17 protein-coding genes are annotated in these 18,417 nt (G+C 34.8%); 7 read left to right on the top strand and 10 right to left on the bottom strand.

The features are described 5' to 3' along the window. Positions 1–28: 28 nt before the first annotated feature. Genes MHB53_RS19475 through MHB53_RS19465 form a run of 3 tightly spaced genes read right to left on the bottom strand, consistent with a single transcriptional unit; the run spans position 29 to position 3,575 of the window. Complete coding sequence (locus tag MHB53_RS19475; RefSeq protein WP_340921529.1) at positions 29–664, bottom strand: response regulator transcription factor; 636 nt, start codon at positions 662–664, stop codon at positions 29–31. Beyond that, positions 661–1,701 carry a sensor histidine kinase gene (locus MHB53_RS19470; protein WP_340921526.1) on the bottom strand — a complete coding sequence of 347 codons (1,041 nt, stop codon included), beginning with the start codon at positions 1,699–1,701 and terminating at the stop codon, positions 661–663. Before MHB53_RS19470 ends, MHB53_RS19475 begins: the two co-directional genes overlap by 4 nt. Positions 1,702–1,754: 53 nt before the next feature. Further along, positions 1,755–3,575, bottom strand: coding sequence for an ATP-binding protein (locus MHB53_RS19465; RefSeq protein WP_340921524.1), 1,821 nt, complete (start codon positions 3,573–3,575; stop codon positions 1,755–1,757). Positions 3,576–4,086: 511 nt separating this feature from the next. On the opposite strand from MHB53_RS19465, the gene MHB53_RS19460 reads away from it, so the two are divergent. Next, the gene (locus tag MHB53_RS19460) at positions 4,087–4,884 is read left to right on the top strand and encodes a sugar phosphate isomerase/epimerase family protein (RefSeq protein ID WP_340921522.1); all 798 of its coding nucleotides are present in this window, start codon (positions 4,087–4,089) and stop codon (positions 4,882–4,884) included. A 288-nt stretch (positions 4,885–5,172) separates the two neighbouring features. Here the strand turns inward: MHB53_RS19460 and MHB53_RS19455 are convergent, their stop codons facing one another. From MHB53_RS19455 to MHB53_RS19440, 4 genes are all read right to left on the bottom strand, one after another. After that, entirely contained in the window at positions 5,173–5,913 is a 741-nt protein-coding gene (locus MHB53_RS19455; protein WP_340921520.1) for a glucosamine-6-phosphate deaminase, read from the bottom strand. A gap of 135 nt (positions 5,914–6,048) precedes the next feature. Beyond that, positions 6,049–7,635, bottom strand: coding sequence for a PTS transporter subunit EIIC (locus MHB53_RS19450; protein ID WP_340921518.1), 1,587 nt, complete (start codon positions 7,633–7,635; stop codon positions 6,049–6,051). Between the two features lie 504 nt (positions 7,636–8,139). Next, positions 8,140–8,223 carry a hypothetical protein gene (locus MHB53_RS19445; RefSeq protein ID WP_340924855.1) on the bottom strand — a complete coding sequence of 28 codons (84 nt, stop codon included), beginning with the start codon at positions 8,221–8,223 and terminating at the stop codon, positions 8,140–8,142. A gap of 538 nt (positions 8,224–8,761) precedes the next feature. Beyond that, complete coding sequence (locus tag MHB53_RS19440) at positions 8,762–9,610, bottom strand: sugar phosphate isomerase/epimerase family protein (RefSeq protein WP_340921515.1); 849 nt, start codon at positions 9,608–9,610, stop codon at positions 8,762–8,764. 418 nt (positions 9,611–10,028) lie between these two features. On the opposite strand from MHB53_RS19440, the gene MHB53_RS19435 reads away from it, so the two are divergent. The 6 genes from MHB53_RS19435 to MHB53_RS19410 all read left to right on the top strand — a co-directional run bounded on the left by MHB53_RS19435 (position 10,029) and on the right by MHB53_RS19410 (position 15,220). After that, a complete protein-coding gene (locus MHB53_RS19435; protein WP_445661536.1) occupies positions 10,029–10,394 on the top strand; it encodes a Gfo/Idh/MocA family oxidoreductase in 366 nt (121 codons plus the stop codon). Positions 10,395–10,624: 230 nt separating this feature from the next. Beyond that, entirely contained in the window at positions 10,625–12,010 is a 1,386-nt protein-coding gene (locus tag MHB53_RS19430) for an MFS transporter (protein WP_340921513.1), read from the top strand. A 225-nt stretch (positions 12,011–12,235) separates the two neighbouring features. After that, complete coding sequence (locus MHB53_RS19425) at positions 12,236–12,448, top strand: hypothetical protein (RefSeq protein ID WP_340921511.1); 213 nt, start codon at positions 12,236–12,238, stop codon at positions 12,446–12,448. Positions 12,449–12,547: 99 nt separating this feature from the next. Then, positions 12,548–12,745: a hypothetical protein gene (locus MHB53_RS19420; RefSeq protein ID WP_340921509.1), complete on the top strand. Its 198-nt coding sequence runs from the start codon at positions 12,548–12,550 to the stop codon at positions 12,743–12,745. 577 nt (positions 12,746–13,322) lie between these two features. Next, positions 13,323–14,579: a M20 family metallo-hydrolase gene (locus MHB53_RS19415; protein ID WP_340921507.1), complete on the top strand. Its 1,257-nt coding sequence runs from the start codon at positions 13,323–13,325 to the stop codon at positions 14,577–14,579. A 161-nt stretch (positions 14,580–14,740) separates the two neighbouring features. Next, complete coding sequence (locus MHB53_RS19410; RefSeq protein WP_340921505.1) at positions 14,741–15,220, top strand: PTS sugar transporter subunit IIA; 480 nt, start codon at positions 14,741–14,743, stop codon at positions 15,218–15,220. A 191-nt stretch (positions 15,221–15,411) separates the two neighbouring features. On the opposite strand, the gene MHB53_RS19405 is transcribed toward MHB53_RS19410, so the two are convergent. The 3 genes from MHB53_RS19405 to MHB53_RS19395 form a co-directional block, all read right to left on the bottom strand. Next, positions 15,412–16,185 carry a MurR/RpiR family transcriptional regulator gene (locus tag MHB53_RS19405; protein ID WP_340921501.1) on the bottom strand — a complete coding sequence of 258 codons (774 nt, stop codon included), beginning with the start codon at positions 16,183–16,185 and terminating at the stop codon, positions 15,412–15,414. 447 nt (positions 16,186–16,632) lie between these two features. Next, complete coding sequence (locus MHB53_RS19400; protein WP_340924852.1) at positions 16,633–17,325, bottom strand: polysaccharide deacetylase family protein; 693 nt, start codon at positions 17,323–17,325, stop codon at positions 16,633–16,635. A 156-nt stretch (positions 17,326–17,481) separates the two neighbouring features. Beyond that, a complete protein-coding gene (locus MHB53_RS19395) occupies positions 17,482–18,240 on the bottom strand; it encodes a hypothetical protein (RefSeq protein ID WP_340921499.1) in 759 nt (252 codons plus the stop codon). Between the last annotated feature and the right edge of the window lie 177 nt (positions 18,241–18,417).

Here is an 18,417-nt window from a genome sequence, read left to right as displayed (position 1 = left end):
GCAAAAAACTGCCTCTAAAGAGACAGTTTCACACAAGATCATTTCTGACTGCATAGATTGCGAGCTGGGTACGGTCACGTACTCCTATTTTCTGCAAAACCTGTGTGATATGATTTTTCACTGTTCCAATGGATAAGTACAAATGCTTCGCAATTTCCTTATTCGTCTTCCCTTCACCTACAAGCTTAGCAATATCAAGCTCCCGTTCAGTCAATGGCACATGAATGGGCTCTAGTTTTTTCTTTTCCAACAAGCCCGGCATCATTTTTGCGGCCACATCTTCATGTAAAACAAGTCCTCCATCAAGACAGCTCTGCACTGCTTGAATAAGCTTTTGTGGCTCAGCTGTTTTTAATAAAAAACCATTCACCCCATCTTTCAATGTCTCTAACGCAGCTTCATCGTCATTAAATGTTGTCAAAATAAGTATTTTCACATTCGGCCAGCGCTGTTTCACTATCTTCGTTGTCTCCATGCCATTCATGCCTGGCATACGAATATCCATTAAAATAATATCTATCTCATATTTCTCCATTATCTCAATTGCTTCAAGACCATTTCCTGCTTCACCCACGACGTGGTAGCGTTCCTCTTGCTCCACGATCATCCGCAAGCCTTTCCTAACAATCATTTGGTCTTCTACAATTAATATTCTCACCTTCATGACATTTTCCCCTCCACAGGCATGGAACCTTCGATAATAAATTCATGATCTGTCTGATAGACTCGAAGCTTTCCTTTTTGCTCCTCGACTCTTTCCCTCATCGCTGTTAATCCAAAACCTGGCTCAAACGGGATTGGGTGTTCCATTGAATTCGCAATAATCCATTCTAATTCGCCGATTGCAGACCTCCCCAATGTTACGGATACTTCCCTTGAAGAAGCATGTTTCATCGTATTAGTTAATGCCTCCTGAATTGCCCTATACATGACAATACTTTGTTCATTCGTTAGCTTTGTAAGCAATACTCCTTGTTTCGTTGTAAACTTGACGAGCAGATGATTCTCCGCCTCTAGCTTTCTGATCAGCTGCAAGACAGAAGTAATTCCTGACACTTCCTCATTTTTCAATGTTTTTACAGCCTGTCTCGTCTCTTCAAGACTAGCAAATGCCAGTTTCTTTAAATCTGTATACTCATCTGTCTTTTTTTGAATCGTGAGTATTTCTAGCTGCATCAGTAATGCAGTTAACTTATGACCGACTGAATCATGAATGTCACGGGCAATTCGCGTTCGTTCCTCTAGTCGCGCCATTCGCTCATTTTCTATATTCATTCGCTTTACATTGCGATACTCTCCGACCAGCTGCTCATATAAATATTGCTGCTCTTCCCGTTGCCCAATAGATTGATTAAGCAATATCCCTAGAAAAAATATAAAACTAGTAAAGAGGAATAAAATGAATGACCACTCACTTTTAACCACACATAATAATATGAGTAACGCAGAGCTATAAATGATATACAAACGATAATGTATAACAGACAGCTGAAACACGGCTTCCAAACAACTATACAATAAAAATATCCATATCCATATTAAGCTTACATCCAGTAAGAAAAGAGTAAAGATGATAGCTTGTAAACTAACATATAACCAAAGTGGTTTCTTCATAACAGGCAGGAAAAAATATAGCGCAAATGCGAGCGCACATTCAAGTAAGATTAACGAAAATATGCGCTCATCCTTATCACTTTGCAATAAAAAACAAACCCATAAAAAACCATATACGATTAAACGGACGAGCCATATTTTCATGCCGCCGATGGGAGTAAGATTTGTACAGAGGTTCCTTCTCCTACCTTGCTCAAAAATTGAATGGTGCCATTATGATCTTCAATTATTTTATAGCTGATCATTAATCCAAGGCCAGTGCCTGTTGCTTTATCCGAATAAAATGGTTCCCTTAAATGTTCTAATTGTTCATTAGATATCCCCATTCCTTCATCCCTTATTTCAATGACTACCATTCCATTTGGCATGGTAGTTGTATTAACATGAATGGCACCACCGCTCGGCATTGCATCAATCGCGTTTTTAATCAAGTTAATGATGACTTGTTTAATTTGTTTCGATGCACAGTTTACAAGCATAATATCCTTTGATAGCTCGGATTTAATTTCCACTGTATGTAATAATGCCTCTGGCCCCATAAAAGAAATAACCTCCTGTATCACATTATTAATATTTTCCTTTACCAATTTCACTTCCTTAGCTGGCTTGGCAAGTACTAAAAATTCATTCATTATTGATTCAATTCTTTCAATTTCGGACGTAATAATATCACTATATTTATGATCCGTTTCTTCAGAAAGCAGCTGAATAAAGCCTTTCACGGAAGTAATTGGATTCCTAATTTCATGTGCAATGCCTGCTGCCATTTGGCCTATTAATCCTAAATTGTCCAACTGTCTGACCTGTTTTGATTGCTCTTTCAACTCCGTAATATCTTCGGATATGCTCAGATGTCGGGTAACAATGCCTTCATCATTGAAAATTGGCGTAATTTTTGTTCGAACCCACGACAATTCTCCACTTTTAGTATCTTTAATTGCGTATTCCATTTTTTTTGCCAAACCACTTGTACTTCTAAAAGACTCAATAACCTTTCTTCGATCTACTATATGTATACAATCAAGACTCTTTATAGGATTCTCATAAAATGAAGTCACACTAATACCCCACTTTTTTTCAATGGAGGGGCTAATGTAGAGTACTTTGTCTTTTTCCATGTCATAAAGGCAAATAACTTCACTAATATTTTTAGTAATATCAAGAAGCAATCTATCCCCTTCTTCTATTACTTTATTTTGCATTTCCACTAGTAATCTTCCTTCTTGTAATTCCTTCAAGCTTTTTGCAATAACTGAAAAACATGTAATTCCTATTGAATCATCATAAATTGGAGACACTGTTAAAGAGAGTGGACAAACAGAACCATTACTTATGATTTGATGATTAACCACTCTTTCGCCATTTAATATCCTATTTCGGAGATCAATAAATTCACTTTGAGTTTGATTTATAATGGTATAAATCTTATCTCCTCTCTCCTTCAGCTTCCAATCGTAAGCCTTTTCAAATGCTTGATTACCCAATATAACGCGACCATCCATATCAATGATAATTGCGGGATCATCTGTATGATCAAAAAAAGCACTACGCCACACGTCGGCAGGTGTTCTCTCCATTTGACGCTCTTTATGATTTTCCGCAACAGATTGGGCAATGACCTGAATGAATCCTCTTTCAGACAACTCAGCCTTGCTCCAATGCATAGTACAATATGTCCCATCTTTACGCCAACAGCGACTAGTAAAAGGCACAAAGGATTGATGCCATGGCAAAAGAAGTAATCTTTCCACTACTTTATTTTTATCCTCCCAATGTGTGAAATTTAGAAAGGATTGATCCATAATATCAGAGTATGTTGTTTGCAGCATTCTTAATAATGAAGGGTTTACATATTTGACTTTACCATCAGTATCCATTAATAAAAACATATCGTTTGTTTTACTGACAAACCACTCCATTGATTTTTCCATTAATATAGCTTCGGTTTTTAGCTGACTCACCAAACAATCCCCTTTCAATAAAAGTGAACATTTATAAGTTCACTACTTTATAATCAAACGACTTGTGAGAACTTGAAATATATTTGTAATATTAGAGACTATCATGGGTATATTCTAACAGAAATATGTAATTATGGCGAAAATTTTTAATCTTCTTTGTATCCTTAAGTATGCTATGAATGGGCAATTAGAATTACGGGGACAATTCAATACATATCATAAAAAAAAAGAGAGTCCGGAAAGTTATATAAATTTCCTATGCTCGTTTTTTTATTTCATTCACTTTATATGAAGACTATGTAAATTATTAACTATTCCTTTACATTTACATGCTTATATATGCAAATATTAGCGTGTATCCACTATTGATACTATTTTTAACCCTAAGTAATCTTTACAAACTTCACAATAAAAATTGATTTTTTCTTAATATGGCTCATCTATGATTAAACTATGAAACAAGCAGAACACTCTTGTTTCCTTAGTAAATATGTGAAAGGAGGATGCTTGGATGAATCATCTTCGCATCGCATCAACATTATGTTGGGCCTATAAAATGGAGGACGTTCTACAGATTGCAAACCGATTTGAGCTGGGTGGCGTGGAAGTGTGGGCCGATCATTTTTGGTACTACAATTCAGATCCTAAGCAAGTGAATCAAATTCGTAAAGAGACTGGACAAAAGCTAACCATGCACGCTGCAAGTTGGGACTTAAATATTTGTGCTTTAAATCAAGGTATTCGCAAGCAATCCATCAATGAAATTAAAAAGTCAATATTATTAGCGGAACAAATAGAGGCCGATAATATTACGCTTCATCCCGGAAAAATGACACTCGCAACTTTAGATAGATCAATCCATATGGACTTATTATTTGACGCATTACATGAACTTACTAGCTACGGAAAAGATAAAGGATTGACATTATCTTTAGAGCTAATGGAAACAATCCCAAAAGAATTTGTTGTTTCACCTAATCTTATCAATCGAGTAACAGGGGTATTCCAACCCGATCTACAAACAACCTTTAATGTCGCCCATATCCCACTATTAGAGAATGCACATGAACAGTGGTCTCAGTCATTATATGTGAATAAAATCCACATTAGTGATGTGAACGAACATCAGCTGCACATCCCTTTTGGCGATGGTATTTTACCTAGTAATATATTGTTAAAATTTCTACAAATGAAAGATGTTCCAGTTGTAATCGAAGGGTTTGATCATAGCGTCGGATTAGCCTGGTTACGAAAAAACATGCAATATATCGAAACCTTTGCAGTCAAAAAAAAGGAAGTGGCTATTTGAATAGATCGCCATAATATTCAATACTATTTTTCATTATCTTCAATTGACTTTCATTCATTAAAAATACATATTTTCGCCCACAACCACTATTGAATCAAGGTAATATTACTCATTTCCTTTCCCAATTCCAGTCGAGATGTAATTATTTGAATAGATTATCATTCTCTCATTATTGTAGAAAGGCGGAAACAATTTGATGCTTACATTATTTATTCAAAAAAAATAGTAGTACAAACCATAATCTTGGTCTGTACTACTTTTTGGGGTAATTGTCTTTATATTAATGACTTATAAGCTTTTGTGGTCTTTTTCCAATAGCGATGCTGCTTCTTCATCTATGATCACAATCGCATTTTCAGCATTTCTTAATGCTGTGGCTGGACAGTCTGGAGTGATTTCACCTTCTAGTAAAGCTTTCACTGCCTCTGCTTTAGACTTTCCAGATACAAGAAGTATTATCTTTTCTGCTTCTAATATCTCAGTAAATCCGAGAGTTAACATTTCTGTTGGAGCATCTTCTCTTGTGATGCCATTTCCGCTCATCGTACTTTGAATTGTAGATTCGTCATGTTGTGCTAAGAACATTGTTGAGTCAAAAGGAGTTCCCGGCTCATTCGCACCGATATGACCATTCGTACCTAACCCTAATACTTGCACATCTCTAGGATATTGATTAAGAATTTCTTTATATCTGGCAATTTCTTTATCTGTGTCTTGTGCTTCTCCATCAATTAAGAAGATATTTTTTGGCTCTGTATCGACTATGTTATATAAATTTTTATACATAAATGTCTTTACTGTATATACAGCATCTTTAGGGCCCATATATTCATCTAAGTTCATGATTGTTGTATTACTAATATCTAAGCCATTTTTAATATCTTCTACGAATAATTCAAACAATCCTCTAGGTGAACCACCAGTAGTCATAGATATTACCGGTTGCTCTTTCGTTTCAATTACCTCTTTCATTAATTCATAACCTTTTTTTGACATTTCATCATAATCTTTTACAAATATAGTTTTCATATTATATTTTTCATTAAAGCAGAATCGCTTTAATGAATCTTCCCTCCTTCTAGATATTGATATATAAATGGTTTGATTATTAAAACTAACAATATGTTACATTAAAAGTTTTATCCTATTTATTGACTGGAAGATTTATTTTCTTACTTCCTTCTTTAAGGATCTTGCTGCTTGTTCTACTTTTCCACCGTATACGACTTGGATATTTTTCTGGCCAATTTTAACCATTCCCATGGATCCTGTAGCTTTTAATAATGATTCATTTACCAATGAAGTATCATTTAATACTAATCTTAATCTGGAAATACAATTATCAATTTCTACAACATTTTCTTTTCCACCTAGAGCTTTGAGAATATTAGCTCCAAGTTGATCACCATCTGATGCCATTTCGATTTCTTCTTCGCTTAATTCAGAGTCTGTGCTTCTACCAGGTGTTTTAACGTTAAATTTCAGAATCACAAATTTAAACACATAGTAGTAAATAACTGCATAAGCAATACCAACTAATACGACTAAGTACCATCTCGTATAAGTACCTTGTAAAATCCCAAAGATGGTTAAGTCGATCATTCCCCCGCCGGCATTCCCAACGGAAACATTCATCACAGTCATGAGTAAAAATGACAATCCTGCCATAAATGCATGGAATATCCAAAGAACTGGAGAGATAAAGATAAACGCAAATTCTATCGGTTCAGTAATACCGGTTACAAACGCAGTTAACGCAGATGCAAGAAGCATTCCTTTAATCTTTGGTCGATTTTTCAAAAAAGCAGTTTTATACATTGCATAACATGCGGCAGGTAATCCGAATAACATGAAAGGATGGTATCCTTGTGTTAAAAAGCGAGTTGATTGTCTTAATATATCAATATCCGGTTGTGGTGATGATAGTGCTGAATTAAATATAGTTAATGCTCCTGATACTGTTTCACCGTCAACAACTGCAGTACCGCCAATTGGCGTAAAACGAATCAACTGATTTAATACGTGGTGTAGCCCTGTTGGAATAAGCAAGCGTTCGGAAAAACCATACATAAAAGTACCAAATGCTCCCGATTTACTAATCAAACTTCCCAGTCCATTTATGGCACTATTGAAATAAGGCCATATAAAGAAAGTTATAATAGAAATGAACGGAATCGTAACGATGATTACAATTGGCACAAAACGATTACCACTAAAAAAGCTCAAAGCTGTGGGAAGTTGTTTAGTATGATACCTGTTGTGAATAAAAGCAGTCCATAAACCTACAAGTATGCCTCCAAAAACCCCCATACGATACGTAAATACACCTAACATCGTTTCATAGGCATTTGAAATCTCAAACGCTTGAATTTGCGTTAACCCCTGTTTTAGCAGATATTCCACTGAAGTAGTTTCCAGCGTAATATCCTTTAATTGTAATAAATAGCCGATCACTACATGGAAAATAATAAAGGCGATCACTACAGCAAAACCAGCTATTTCTTTATCATCTTTTGCCATTCCAGTTGCCACCGAAATAGCAAATAATATAGGTAGCAAACCAAACATCATAGAAACAATCGCCTGAACGCCGCCTATGAAATTCTGAATAATAACAGCGTTAGAAACAGTTTCACCAACAAGAGCCGGATTTTGTAAGATAGATACTATACCTAAAAGCAATCCCGAGGCTACAATGATTGATAATGGACCCATTAATGTTTTTCCAAACTTTTGGATACTCGTTCTCATAATTACTCACCCACTAATTTATAAATTAGGAAAAATCTAGTTGTATTCATTCAAAGGTGCTAAACAATGTATTATTCCGATATATTCCCTCCGATACATTTGTATGTTCTCCGGAAACATACTCCTAAAATTATCTCTTGAGATAGTTACTAATAGAAAATTGAGCTATTAAGGCAAGCCCTTTCACCTTAGCTTTCTGAAATCATGGTATCACTTTAAAAATTAGCAAACAATATATTCTTACAATTAAAACTCTTTAACCCTATTTTGAATATAGCTCCAAATTGTGAAAAAATAATCAGGGGAACATACTATCCCGTGATTATCTTTGGCCTTTATATAGTAAAGTGTTATTTCGATGAAGACATAATAATATTTAATTTATTTTGTATGTCATTTTCCCTTGGAGCAATCATTAGAAATTAGAAAATTATGCATAAAACCCTTTACATACAAATTGAAATATAATGAGGATAAGAGAATCATAGGCAAATTGATTTTCAATTAATCCTTTATAAAAGTTGGCATTTCATCAACAGTAAAAGGCTTTGGCCCATGAGATATCAACAAGACCGGCACCTCTACCATTGCATCATCAGGGATATTAGAATAGACACAGGTACGATGTTGCATCGTCTCAGGTCTAATTGGCGGGCGATGACTATATTCGCCGTTAATCTAAAACGGATAATGAGCTAAAAAAGGAACATAGGTAAAGAAGAGAGCATAAAAAAGCGAATTTCCGTTCAAAATTGAACGGAAATTTGCCTTTTTCATCCTGCATGTGTTCACTGTGGATTATAGCTCCTCAGAAACACTGGTCCACAAATTGGCGAAAATGCCTTTCAAACAGTGTTTAAAACGTCGTATCATTTTTCAAGAACCGTGAAAAATGATACTGGAAAAACTCCTTCTCAAATTAGAGATGAGGTACAAAACCCGTTTATGAAGTTATAATTAAGTGCGGGAATAAGGAAATAAAGATTCTTTTAAACCAAGAGTTCATTTAGACATGAAAATTCGCCCCCTTAAAGCAGCTAGATCAAAATTATAAGCCTATCTACTTTTAGAGGGCATATTTATTGGTGCACGGAAGTTAAATCTTATTTTATTTGTTATAAGGTAATTATTCTAAACCTACTTCAGTAAAAACTTTTGTAAATGCTTCTCTTGAACGTTTAGCCAGTACTTCATTTGTTTCCGCAGGTTCATCAATGGTTAAAATTTCCTGAGAAACTACGCCAGTATAGTTAATTTCTTTTAAGGAGCGAAGAAAGCCATTCAAATCAATGACTCCTTCACCTGGATATAAACGATCATTATCAAGTACTTCTTCTACCGGTACGTTTTTTGCATCATTAAGGTGAACATAAGCAATTTGATGTGGCTTTAATGAAGTAATGTCTTCAAGTGTTCCCTCACTCGTATACCAATGAATGCTATCTAGTACAATTCCAACGTTGTCTTCATCAATAATTTCTAACCATTCAATTGTAGACTTAATATTCCAGATAAATACATTTTCCCATTTATTTCGCAAATGATGTGGCCCAACAAATTCCAAAGCTAGGTTGATATCATACTCTTTCAATAACCGGGCAGATGTTCGAATGCGTTTCGTGAGAATCATCAAATGATCAATGACATTATTATCAGTTGAAGGCATGAAGTACGTGAAGAAAGTATGGCAACCAAATTGAGCGGCTGTTTTTGCATCAGCTAACAAAAGTTCTAGACCACCTCTAAATTCTTCATCGGTTTGTCTCCACTCCACTGGAAAAGCCATAGATCCAATGATAACTCCCTTTTCTTTCAACAAAGCTTTCGCTTCGGATAAGCCTTTTTCTGCAATAAAATCTCTTAAAGCAGATCCACTTGTATCGATAGCTTCAAATCCATTTTCAGAAGCAAGATTAATTAACTCTTCAACAGTTTCCACTTTTGCAAGTCCGGCTTGACTTAAACCTTTAATCATATGTATATTCCTCCAGATAACCAAGATAATGTAATCGTTTTCTGAAACTACTTTCAAAAAACGTTTTCAGTAAAAGTGTACCAGATTGATAGAAACTGTCAAATGTTTAATAGAGATCTATATAAAAATTGTGTTTTCCTAATAATAGCAATTAATAAAAGAGCGAGAATAAGTAACTTTTTAAAAATTCATGCAATATATTGACAAGATTATTTTTTTACACTAATCTATAAATGAGTTGTTTCTGAAAGCGTTTTTAGAAAAAGAGCTAAAAAAGTCAGTTGAGATTCAACTTTTTGCTTTATTATCATTATGATGATGGTAAGCGCTTTAAATCAATAGTTTGAATATATCTAGTTTTTTATGAAAGGGTTTTAATAAACTTAAGGAGAGATAAATAATGGCAGAAATACGTTAAATAAGCATAGGGATCATTGGATGTGGAGGAATCGCCAACCAAAAACTTTTACCTTCATTGGCAAAAGTGGGCGAGGTAAAGATTGTTGGATTTTGCGATGTTTTGACTGAGAGAGCTGAAAAAGCTGCAAAAGAGTACGGAGCTAAAGGTGCTTCTGTTTATACAGACTACAAGAAATTATTAGAAGATCAATCCATTGATGCTGTTCATGTTTGTACTCCAAAAAATCCAGACAAAAACGAAGGCTATATAACTTTTAACAGTACAAAATATGGACAAAGAATTGAATCGACAACAACTCAAGCCTCAGGAATTTCTTACTTTGAAGGGCAAGAATTCGATATGGGTTACCTAGAAGCGAAGTAGTGGATCGAAGCTATTCTCAATGAAAGTGAGCCACTAGTGAAGCCCGAAGAATTTTATGTAGTAACACAGATTTTGGAAGCTATCTATGAGTCTGCTGAAATGGGAAAGGCAATTGAATTGAAATAAAAGGTTTTTGGTGAAAGAAAGATAAAAACTATCAAGCAATTAAAAACAACTCTATATTGGAATAGAGTGGAATTACCAAAATAAATGAACAACGGAGACTAGAGATGAATCTAACAACGATAAAAACAAATAAGTCATCCTTATCAAACAGACCAACTTTACCAGATAAGTTAACTTTAAAAGAAAAAATTAGTTATGGATATGGAGATTTAGCCTCGAACTTTGTTTGGGGGATGGCCACGAGTTATTTACTTTTCTTTTATACCGATGTTTTCGGTATTTCCGCAGCAGCGGTTGGAACATTATTTCTACTCACGCGGATATGGGATGCCGTCAACGACCCTCTTATGGGAGTCTTGATAGACCGGACAAATAGCAAGCACGGGAAAGCGCGTCCTTATCTATTGTGGATGGCGATTCCATTTGGAATATTAAGTGTTTTAACCTTTATTACACCCAATTTTACTGATACAGGGAAGTTAGTCTATGCCTATATCACATATTCTTTACTAGGGATGATTTACACTGCTATTAATTTACCGTATGGTACTTTAATGACAATGATGACAAGAGATTCAGGTGAAAAAGCACAATTAGGTAGTTTTCGTTCAATTGGTAGATCCATTGGTGGTATTATTGTTGCTGCTTTAACCTTGCCATTGGCTAGTTACATTGGAAAAGGGAGTCTACAAGTTGGTTTTCCATTTGTGATGACGATTTATTCAATTGTCGGAATTGGGCTGTTTTTATTAGTCTTTAAAAATTGTAAAGAAAAGATTACTCAATCGATTAAAAAGGAGAATACTCCAAATCTAAAAAAATCTATCAGGCAAATGTTTAAAAATCAACCGTGGGTGGTTTCCGCAGTCAACGTGCTATTGTGGTTTGTACGTTTGGGAGTAATGAACGCAATCCTTATTTATTATGTGAACTATGTGCTCGACAAGCCACATATGGTACCGGTCTATTTAACTCTGCTAAATGTTGCTAACCTAGTAGGAGCAGTTATTGCACCATACTTAATTAAGAAGTTAGGAAATAGAAATTCAAGTATCGGTATGTATTCAATCGTAGTAGTATTATTAGTCTTACTATTTTTCGTTGAAGGTCAGTCTACCATTCTTTTTGCTCTATTATTCTTCTTAATCAACGTACTCATTGGATTCGGTGAGCCAGCAAACTTAACTATGTTAGGGGATAGCATTGATTATCAAGAGTGGAAATATGGTGAACGTACAGAAGGATTACTTTACTCAGCATACAGTTTTGCAACGAAATTTGGGGTTGCGATTGGATCCGCATTCGTAGCATATGCCTTAGGATGGGTAGGTTATAATCCAGTCGCTATATCAGACAATGCGATTAGTATGATTAGAACATTAATGATATTGGCACCGATTATACTCACAGTATTGGAAATTTTCGTTTTAATGTTCTACAAACTAGATAAAACTCATGCACAAATTACAAAAGAAATTGCAGAGCGTTAATCTAAGGGGAAAGAATTTGATGAAGCAATTTGCATAATATTAGACATGCAGTGAAAAGAAAGAATGAAAGTTACGATGGCATTAAAAGTTGGAATTCAATTATATTCTGTACGTGAGTCTTTGAAAGCAAAACATATGAGACAGAGAAAATTGTAAAAGCAGGTTATAAGTATGCGTATGTAGAAGCTGCAAACCACGACGCCCTTAACGTTGATGGGGTTGGATTTGAGGTCAGCTAAGGATATGAAAGAAACGCTAAATAACCTAGGTTTATCGATTGTGGATTGCCATGTGAACCTTTTAAATATTGATCGTCTACCTGCAGTATTGGACTACCATCAAGAATTAGGATACAAACAAATTGGCTTGGCATTTAATTTTATCCATATCAGGATATGGACTACCTCCGACGTCGCTGCGAATTGTTCAATTATGTAAGGAACGAGGTATGCGTTACTATTATCAAGAATTTCAAACATCGGTGATAAGACGGTTTATGAAATCATTAGGAAAACACCGATCCAGAACTTGTGTTCATTGAAATGGACACATACTGGAGTCTCACGTGCAGGCCATGGTCCACTGAAATTAATAGAAAAATATAAAGGTCGTTTAGTTCTTCTCCTTCAAAAAGATTTTCCGAAAGAAGCACTACAGCCAACTGTGATGTATGAAGATGTCTTTATGATCCAATATTTGAAGATACAAGAAGTCCACAATGCTCTACTGAAATAGGAACAGGAATCTTACCTATTCCAGATATCATCGACACCGCATTAAAAGCACCCACTCTTGATTATATTATGATGGTACAAGATCATATAAATATTGATGAAGTTGATTCAATTAAAAGGAGTATGGAAGCTTTTAAACCAAGGTATTATTTACATAGACTCCCTAAATGTCGATTTCTACCGATGTTTGGGGGTCTTTTATATTAGGAAGATATGTTTTTTAAAGATTTCAATCCTAATATAGGATTGAACAATTTGTCTATTTCTGACATGGTCAATTTCACAAGCATTTGAGGAAATTGGTATGGATAGCATTAAATATTTATTAAGGTAATATATACATTATCGTATTCTGTCGATCATCCATCTTCCGATAAAATTGCTACTCACCATTTTTGCAATACTCAGATAAATATATTGACCATTCTATTCCGGTTCACCGCATATTTTTTACAAAAAAGAAGTTTTATTCATAATAAGATTAAAAAATCTTAATACACGACATGTGTTGTTCCTCTATTTTTCTAGTGCTACGATTATTCCAGATATCTATTATATACTTGAAAAGGATGATAAGTATGAAGGTTAATCTGGATAGAGTAATTAAAGACATTGAGACATTAGCTACCTTTACTGCAACTCCAGGTAATGGGGTTACAAGGTCATCATATTCTCACGAAGATAAAGTAGCAAAAGAGTATTTGAAAAATGAAATGGAAAAAATCGGCTTAAAAGTGTGGGAAGATGGATTCTCAACCTTATTTGGCCGTAGAGAAGGAAAAAACCCTGACGCACCGGTGATTATGATTGGATCCCATTATGATTCTGTCGTAAATGGAGGAGCTTTTGATGGAGTTGCCGGCACTATTGCAGCCTTAGAAATTCTTCGCGTTTTTCATGAAAATAATATTGAAAATGAATATCCGATAGAAATCATCGCGATGAATGCTGAAGAAGGAGAAACGTATGGACCAGGTACTGGGGTATCAAATTCTCGGGCAATGGTCGGAACATTAACAGAGAAAGAACTAGATACTGTTAAAAATAGACATGGTTTAACCAAAAGAGAATCAATGAAAGAATATGGTCTGATTCCTGACTTAGAAGCTGCTAAAAGGGAAAAAGGTTCAATAAAAAATTTCATAGAACTTCATATTGAACAAGGACCTGTGCTAGATAATAATAATATCGATATCGGTTTAGTCGAGTATCTTCCTGGCATCGGCAGGTATAAAGTTAAGTTCCACGGCAAGTTAGCGGACTCGACAGCACCAATGGATACAAGACAAGATGCAATGATCGCGGCATCAAAATTTGTTTTAGCCGTTAATCAAATTGTAAAATCATTAGGGTCAGGGATTACAGGAACTGTAGGAGAAATGGAAGTTTCACCTAATTCCCACCAATTTGTTCCGGAATATGTTCAAGCTAAAGTAGAAATCAGAACTTTTGATGTAGAAACTCTCAATAATGTTAATTTACATGATCTATTGATGGCAGAAATAAAGTCTATTCAAGAAGAGACAAATGTGGATATAGAATTGATAGAAATGGCCCGAATCGGCTATAGCAATCCAACTCCTCCTAGCGTGATGGTAAAAGAAAATGTAAACACCATGGAGAACATTTGTAAAGAGTTAGGTTATAAATATACGATCATCAATAACGGAACTGGGCATGATGCAATGATCATGACAGATTTTGCTCCTACTAATTTTATATACGTGCCAAGTAAAGATGGTATATCACATCATCCAGATGAATGGACGGATTATGAAGATATAAAAAAAGGAATCGATGTGATGATGCATTTAGTATTGGGGCTATGTAAATAAAAATCCTCAATGGGTGGGAATAAATCAAGCTCTCCTATTCCCGCCCATTGTTTTTTCAATACCTGCAACAGCTTAGCCGTGGAAAACGAAGGATAACTGCGAGAAAAAGTTCGTTTGTTTTTTAGGGCGTTAAGAAAGTAGTATATAGAGGGGGAGAATTAATGTTAAATTTTTTTAAAAAGAATAATAAACTAGAAATAAAGTCTCCAATTGTTGGAACAGGATTTCCTCTTTCTGAAGTTCCTGATGAAGTATTTGCTTCAAAAATGATGGGTGATGGAATCGCTTTTCAACCGTCAGAAAATATCTTATATGCACCAATTGATGGTGAGATTGTTCAAGTATTCCCAACCTTGCATGCGGTAGGAATCAAATCAAATAATGGTTTGGAAATATTATTACATATTGGAATTGATACAGTAAACCTATCTGGTGAGGGTTTCGAGAGTTTTGTTAATGCTGGGGACAAGGTGACTGCTGGCCAAAAACTAATCTCCTTTGATATAGACCTAATTAAGGAAAAAGCTAAATCCACCATCACACCTCTGATCATCACGAATATGGATAAAGTTGCGAACATTGAGTATAACTATGGCGCTGCTACGAAAGATAGTGTCGTTTTAACGGTAAATGTAAAATAATTAAATTATGACATAAATGATTCGGAGGGTATCAATTATTATGATAACCCTCCGATTATTTAAAAAGCTATTTTCAAATAGGTTTTTATGAAAAACTGTTATAACGAGTTGATCAGGCTCGACAAGGTATTCGGCCCACGGGTTAAACAACAATTCATACAAAATAGGTCATAAAATAGAATCAAGTAGCATTATTCAATCTCTTTAACGTAATTTACGAATCCTTCGTACAATAAACTTAATACTAGATTTAATGTACAAAATGAGGAGTTGTTTAATTGGCTAATTTTATTTAAATTCGAAACCTGATAATAAAGATTGTAATTTGCCAAATAGGATAATTCATTTCTTGAAAAAACAGTAACCGAAACCATTGGTACTTGCTTTACTGCAATATTTTTTATCATCGAATCAATAGATTTCATATTCCCTGATAGAGATGCAACCAATAATAAATCATTTGGAGTAATTGTATGAGAGATTAAATCAAGTTCAGTTTTGCTGGGTATAATATTTAAATATATATTATTATTCATTAAACATCTTGAGAATTCCTTAAGCATCAAATTTTGCCCATATCCGGTTCCGTAAGCAAAAATATTATTTGACTCTAAAAATAACTTGTAAATCTTCTCTAAACTTTTATCTTCTTCAAAAAGTTTTATTGTTTCCTGCACATCTTTTAATAAAACTGAACTATTGAAGTATTGATTATTAGACACTTTCGTTTCTTTTATTCGATCAGCCTCTTCTATTAGAAAGTACCGAAATTCACTATAACCACGAAAGCCTAACTTTTTCGTTGTTCTAATAATCGTAGATGGCGAGACATTACAATACTTTGCAATTTCTGTGACGGTTTTATCCTTACACAACTCTATATTTTGACTAACGTAACCGATTACATGTAAGTCATTATCGTTTAATTGGTCATAATATTTATTAATCAATGCTTCCAAATTCATTATCAGGACGACCCCCTAAAAGCTCCTAATGCTGTGCATTAATGCAATTTCTTTCTTTGATCGTAAGGCCCATAAAGATAACCTCTAATAGTAAAAATATAGGCAGAGGAGGGCATTCAACAATACAAAATAATAAATTATAGCACTTTCAATTAGACTTAACTCTTTTCCATTATTATAACACATTCGCCATGATTCGACATTGATATCATTATAAAGGTTTTCATCTTTGTGGGTTACTTTTCACAGAAAACACTTGCCATTGGCGGCATTTACAAGCCTCTCAGCATTTTTATTGGCTACTCGCAACTTTTATAAGCCACTCAGCATGTTTACTGGCCACTCGCATCTTTTATAAGCCACTCTGCATTTTTATTGGCTACTCGCAACTTTTATAAGCCACTCTGCATTTTTACTGCCACTCGCAACTTTTATAAGCCACTCTGGTTATTGCAATACTTCTATTCCTGTTCTTTGGAGTAGCTCCGAGACTGTGACAAATTCATATCCTTGCTTTTTTAATGCCGGCAAAATTTTCTTAAGTGCTTCAACTGTTTGTGAACGGTCTCCTCCTGCATCGTGAAATAACACGATATCACCCGGGCTAGCACCAGACATTACTTTGGTAACAATTTTATTTACCCCTGGCATTTTCCAATCTTGCGTGTCTTGATGCCACGACCACATAATTACCCTAAACCCTTGTTGGACGGCAGTATTAACAATTTCGTCATTATAATCTCCTCCAACAGGGCGATAAAATATTGGGTTGGAACCAGTAATATTAAAAATGATTTCATCTGTCTTTTTTAATTCTTTTTCCAATAATTCATATGTAGCACGTTTAGAATTAGGATGTGGATGTGAATATGTATGATTCGCTATTTCATGACCTTCTGCTTTTTCCCTTAGGATTAGATCTGGATATTCTTCTGCATGCTTACCAATGACAAAAAATGTAGCTTTTGCGTCATATTTAGCAAGCACATCTAAAATTTGTGGAGTGTAAATGTAGTGAGGACCATCGTCAAAGGTTAGAGCGATTACTTTTTCCTCTACGCTAATGTCCCAAATAACATCTCCTGTTTTTTCATAATAAGCCCGGTCATGTATCTCCGCCATAGATTCATTAACGATCATGAATAATAAAATAAAAGTGATTCCTATGACCCTTGGTAAAAATCTCACAAACAATTCCTCCCTTCTCTTGTATGTAATAAATATTGTTTGTCGATATACACTGGATTATACCGAGCCATAATTGAATAATAAATAAAGAACAGTAGCATTCTTTTATTAAGGACGCTGCTGCTCTTTTTCTTGTACACCTTCATGTTTTTTATTCATTTTAAACAGTGTTAAAGATTGATCAGATCCAGTCATTAATTTATAGACATAGGAAGAGGTTAATTGATAGCCATTTTCTATTTTTTCAGCAAGATAGACAGTTCGTTCAAATAAAATAGAGCGGATATGATCGATTTGCCTTACTACTTTTTCCGTCAATGCTTCTTGGTTATCAAGTCTCTTAAAAATTTCACTTTGATTATCCGTTTGCATTGACATTTGTTTCGACATATCCATTTGTAAATCCAGTTGTTCATTCATTTTTAATGCGAGTTGCTCATTCTCAGATTCAGATTTCACTAATTTGCTAATAGTCTCTTGGTACATTTGACTTACTCCATTGATTTGGTCCATCCATTCCTTTTTATACAAAGATTCCTGTTCCAGAATCTCTTGCACTTGTATATTTTTATCTTGCAACTGATCCACCACATATTTTTCAAATGTATCATGTTGTAAATTACTTTCTTTTAACTCCATTAATTGTGTGCTGACCACATTCCATTCATTTGCATGCGAATACTCCTGTTGTGTCAATAACATCTTTAGATCATGGAAGGATTGTTGCAATGTTTCGTTTGCTTTCTTCTGCTCTTTTACCATTTCTGAATAATAGTCTACTTTTGCCACCTCTTGATTCGGTTCAATAATATCTCCGTTATTTTTAAAAACATCGGGATGATCACCATTATTAATGAATAATCCCATTGTTATTTACACCACCTTATTGCAGGATTGTATTATCCTATGCGATTCATACCCCAGTGGGACATTTAACATGAACTAGTATAAATTAGCTCATGTCCGAAGCTTATCTCCCCATTTACATAAATAGAATAGCAAATACCCTTCATTCCCTTCTCTTCTCTTTTACGCAGGAGAATA

Origin of the sequence: Bacillus sp. FSL K6-3431 (assembly GCF_038002605.1) — a bacterium.
GTDB lineage: Bacteria > Bacillota > Bacilli > Bacillales > Bacillaceae_C > Lederbergia.
Note: the sequence above shows the minus strand (reverse complement) of the source record. Positions and strands in the feature narration are given on the sequence as shown.

Excerpts from the sequence above, each read along its gene's own strand:
- MHB53_RS19475 (WP_340921529.1), bottom strand. The coding sequence starts at position 664 with ATGAAGGTGAGAATATTAATTGTAGAAGACCAAATGATTGTTAGGAAA.
- MHB53_RS19460 (WP_340921522.1), top strand. The coding sequence starts at position 4,087 with ATGAATCATCTTCGCATCGCATCAACATTATGTTGGGCCTATAAAATG.
- MHB53_RS19455 (WP_340921520.1), bottom strand. The coding sequence starts at position 5,913 with ATGAAAACTATATTTGTAAAAGATTATGATGAAATGTCAAAAAAAGGT.
- MHB53_RS19450 (WP_340921518.1), bottom strand. The coding sequence starts at position 7,635 with ATGAGAACGAGTATCCAAAAGTTTGGAAAAACATTAATGGGTCCATTA.
- MHB53_RS19445 (WP_340924855.1), bottom strand. The coding sequence starts at position 8,223 with ATGGTAGAGGTGCCGGTCTTGTTGATATCTCATGGGCCAAAGCCTTTT.
- MHB53_RS19440 (WP_340921515.1), bottom strand. The coding sequence starts at position 9,610 with ATGATTAAAGGTTTAAGTCAAGCCGGACTTGCAAAAGTGGAAACTGTT.
- MHB53_RS19430 (WP_340921513.1), top strand. The coding sequence starts at position 10,625 with ATGAATCTAACAACGATAAAAACAAATAAGTCATCCTTATCAAACAGA.
- MHB53_RS19415 (WP_340921507.1), top strand. The coding sequence starts at position 13,323 with ATGAAGGTTAATCTGGATAGAGTAATTAAAGACATTGAGACATTAGCT.
- MHB53_RS19410 (WP_340921505.1), top strand. The coding sequence starts at position 14,741 with ATGTTAAATTTTTTTAAAAAGAATAATAAACTAGAAATAAAGTCTCCA.
- MHB53_RS19405 (WP_340921501.1), bottom strand. The coding sequence starts at position 16,185 with ATGAATTTGGAAGCATTGATTAATAAATATTATGACCAATTAAACGAT.
- MHB53_RS19400 (WP_340924852.1), bottom strand. The coding sequence starts at position 17,325 with ATGATCGTTAATGAATCTATGGCGGAGATACATGACCGGGCTTATTAT.
- MHB53_RS19395 (WP_340921499.1), bottom strand. The coding sequence starts at position 18,240 with ATGGGATTATTCATTAATAATGGTGATCATCCCGATGTTTTTAAAAAT.